Source organism: Haloactinopolyspora alba (genome assembly GCF_003014555.1).
GTDB lineage: Bacteria > Actinomycetota > Actinomycetes > Jiangellales > Jiangellaceae > Haloactinopolyspora > Haloactinopolyspora alba.
This window is the reverse complement of the sequence record NZ_PYGE01000040.1, coordinates 1-3322: the sequence shown is the minus strand read 5'-3', so window position 1 is coordinate 3322 and position 3322 is coordinate 1. Positions and strand designations below refer to the sequence as shown.

At 65.5% G+C, this 3322-nt stretch carries 2 protein-coding genes; both read left to right on the top strand.

All coding sequences use genetic code 11. The features are described from left to right. Window positions 1-834: DUF7402 domain-containing protein (locus CLV30_RS25755; protein ID WP_211300125.1), on the top strand; the 834-nt coding region annotated here is incomplete at its 5' end. After that, window positions 831-3322, top strand: a 2492-nt coding sequence (locus CLV30_RS25750) for a glycoside hydrolase domain-containing protein (protein ID WP_146154812.1), incomplete at its 3' end; no start/stop codon positions are given. The genes CLV30_RS25755 and CLV30_RS25750, both read left to right, overlap by 4 nt.

Here is a 3322-nt window from a genome sequence, read left to right as displayed (position 1 = left end):
ACCGACACGGCCACCATCGACAACGAGGGCGTCCTCACGGTCAACCACCGCGACGGCGAGGTCCTGGTCACCGCGACCGCAGCCGACAGCGGCCGGGCGGTCGGCTCGCAGGTGGTCACGATCGCTCTCGACCCGGACCTGTTGCGGGTCAACGGGTCGCGCTGGCCGGGCGTGACCGCGACGGCCTCGTCGGAGTACAGCGACGGCTACGTCGCCGAGAAGGTCTTCGACGGAGTCATCGGCGAGCCGGACGCCGGCGACTGGGCATCGGCCGGGGAACAGAACCCGTGGATCCAGCTCGACTGGGACCAGCCGATCCGGACGGACCGGATCGTGCTGTACGACCGGTCCGGCATCGACGACGTCAACGGTGGCACGCTGACCTTCTCCGACGGCAGCTCCATCGAGGTGACCGACATTCCGGCCGACGGCGACGGCAAGCCGGTCACGTTCGACATGATGACCGTCGACTGGGTCCGATTCCAGGCCGTGGGCGGCACCGGACCGAACAACGGCCTGTCGGAGTTCGAGGTGTACGCCGTTCCGACGCAACCGGGTCCGCCACGCGACGTCACCGCCGAGCCCGGTGACGGATCGGCCACCGTCTCCTGGCGGTCACCGAGTCCCGATCGCGGCGCTCCGATCACCGGGTATGTCGTCACGCCGTACCACGACGGGACCGCGCTCGACCCGGTCACGGTGGACGGGGACGCCACGTCGGTCGACGTTTCCGGCCTGACGGCCGGCGAGCCGTACACCTTCACCGTCACCGCGGACAGTCTGGCCGGAAGTGGCCCGGAGTCCCAGCCGAGCAACGAGGTGCGGCCCCGATGAGCAGAGGAGAATCCTTGTCTCGTATCAAGCTGCGCCGTGTCCTGGCCGGGCTGGCGTCGACTGCGCTGGCGACCGGACTCTTGGTGGGCGGCGGCCAGGCTGCTGGTTCGTCGCCGGTCGAAACAACCGCGTCCGGAGAACGCGACTACGTGAGCCTGGTGAACCCCTGGGTCGAGGCCGACGTCGGTCGGTTCTTCTTCTTCCAGTCGGCGAGCAACCCGTTCGGGATGGTCAAGCTGCGACCGGACACCAGCACCAACTCGGTTTGGGACACCGGATACCGCAAGAGCGAGTCGCAGGTGAAAGGGTTCTCGCACCTGCACGACTGGCAATTGTCCGGCATCCAGGTGATGCCGACCACCGGCACCGACGTGCCGAAGCTCGAAGGTGACACCGGCTGGCAGTCGCCCACGCCGCACGACGACACCGAGGTCGCGGAGCCGGGCTACCACAAGCTGCACCTCGATCGGTACGGCATCGGTGCGGAGCTGACGGCGACCGACCGGGTCGGGATGCACCGCTACACGTACGACCAAGCCGGACCGAGCGAGATCATCGTCAACCTCGGTGGTGTCCTCGGCGAGGCGCAGATGAAGGACGCGCACATCACCAAGGTGAACGATCACGAGATCCAGGGCTATGTCGCGCAGGTCGGCATGTTGTCCAATGGCCAGTACTACGGACAGAGCGACAATAAACGCACTGAGCTCTACTTCAATATCCGGTTCGACAAGCCGTTCGACTCGATGCACGGGTGGGCCGGTGGGAGCCTCGTGAACGGCGGACAGCCCGCCGACGAGGTGAAAGGCGACAACGCAGGCGTCTATCTGCGTTATGACGACATCGCGGCCGGTGACCAGGTTCAGATGAAGGTCGGCCTGTCGCTCACAAGCGCAGCCGGTGCTCGGCGCAACCTCGAGGCCGAGCTACCCGGCTGGGACTTCGACGCGGTCAAAGCGGCATCACAACAGCGGTGGAACGACATGCTGGGCCGGATCGACGTTCGGGGCGGAACACATCAGCAGCGGGTGAAGTTCTACACCGATCTCTTCCACGCGCTCTGCGGGCGAAGTGTCATCAGTGATGTCGACGGTACGTACATCGACGACACCTGGGGCAACAACAAGGTCAAGCAGATCCCGCTCGACGAGGATGGCGAGCCGAAGTTCGCGATGTACAACTACGACGCGCTCTGGCTGACCCAGTGGAACCTCAACACCCTCTTGGGCATGGCGTACCCGGAGATCTACTCCAGCATCGTCAAGTCGCAACTGCAGATGTACGAGGACGGTGGTCTGCTCCCGCGAGGCCCGGTCGCCGGCAACTACTCGTTCGTCATGACTAGTTCTCCGGTGACGTCGTTCATCACCGGCGCCTACAACAAGGGCATCCGCGACTTCGACGTCGACCTGGCCTACGATGCCATGCTCGACGCCCACTCCATGGGCGGGCTGTTCGACAAGGCGCCGTATGAGTACGCCACGTGGGGCGAGAACAAAGGCGGTGCCCGGGCGTACCTCGACAAGGGCTACGTGCCGCATGACCTGCACAACGGATGGCGGTCGCGCGGGGCCGGCGAGACGATGGAGTACGCCTACGAGGACTGGGCGCTGGCCAACCTGGCTGAACAACTCGGCAAGCGGGGACTCAACATCGCCGGGACCGCCACCGTGGAGGTGTCGTCGCAGGCGAACGACTCCGGCGCCGCCGGCGAACGGGCGGTTGACGGCCGGCCTGCGCGGTCGGCGAATGCGGGTGAGTGGCGTTCCGACGGTGAACGGGATCCGTGGATCAAGCTCAGTTGGGACGAGCCGCAGCGGATCAACAAGGTGGTGCTGAGTGACCGGCTGGGTGGCGAGTCCAATGTCCGGCGCGGGATGTTGACGTTCAGTGACGGGACTCGTCGGCCGGTGGCGCGTATCCCGGAATCGGGTGACGGCCGGGTGGTCACGTTCGATTCGAAGAAGGTCGAGTGGGTCAAGTTCCAGGCGATCGCCGGTTCTGGTCCCGATGTGGGACTGAACGAGATCGAGGTGTGGGACGACACCGACGTCGGCAACCACTTGATGCAGCGCTCCCGCAACTGGCGCAACCTCTACGACGAGGAGACCGGGTTCATCCGGCCGAAGGGCTCCGACGGTCAGTGGATGGACCCGTTCGACCCGCTGTCGCCCGACGACTTCGTCGAGGCCAGCTCCTGGCAGGCGACCTGGTTCACCTCCCACGACGTGATGGGCCTGGCCAACCTGATGGGTGGCGAGGACGCGTACGCCGACAAGCTCAACTACGCCTTCGTGCGATCGGAGCCGGCCGAGTTCACCGGCATCGGTCAGAACGGTGACGAGAACGCCTTCGTCAACTACGGCAACCAGCCAGGGTTGCAGATGGCGCATCTGTTCAACTACGTCGGCAAGCCCTGGCTGACCCAGTACTGGGTGCGCCAGGTCAAGGAGAAGACGTACGGATCGATCTCGACCACGAAGGGCTA